Below are 355 nucleotides of genomic sequence, written 5' to 3'. Positions count from 1 at the left end.
TCCCCGACCCCGAAGGCCCGAACAGGACCACGAACTGCTCCTCGGAAGTGAGCTCCGCCTTGAGCCTGAAGCTCCTCCCCCGGGATACCAGCACCTTTTCCACATCCACATGGATCAGCATGTTACGGTTTTCCAAACCCATACCGCGAAAGGATTTCCTGGCCTTCCGCGCTCAAGATGAAATCGATGAAACGCCGCGCCAGCTCCTTTTTCTGTGTCGCAGCCACAACCGCTACAGGATAGACTATCGGCTGATGCTTATCCATTTTGGCAGCCACACGCACCTTCTCCCTGGCGACGGCCGCATCGGTGGCAAAGACAAAACCGGCGTCCACTTCCCCCCGACTGACATAGT

At 57.5% G+C, this 355-nt stretch carries 1 protein-coding gene; it reads right to left on the bottom strand.

Annotation, left to right across the window (positions count from 1 at the left end; all coding sequences use genetic code 11):
* Window positions 1–122: 122 nt before the first annotated feature.
* Window positions 123–355, bottom strand: a 233-nt coding sequence (locus MWC30_RS22140) for an extracellular solute-binding protein (RefSeq protein ID WP_244086349.1), incomplete at its 5' end; no start/stop codon positions are given.

Origin of the sequence: Desulforhabdus sp. TSK (genome assembly GCF_022836495.1) — a bacterium.
Lineage (GTDB): Bacteria > Desulfobacterota > Syntrophobacteria > Syntrophobacterales > Syntrophobacteraceae > Desulforhabdus.
Note: the sequence above shows the minus strand (reverse complement) of the source record. Positions and strands in the feature narration are given on the sequence as shown.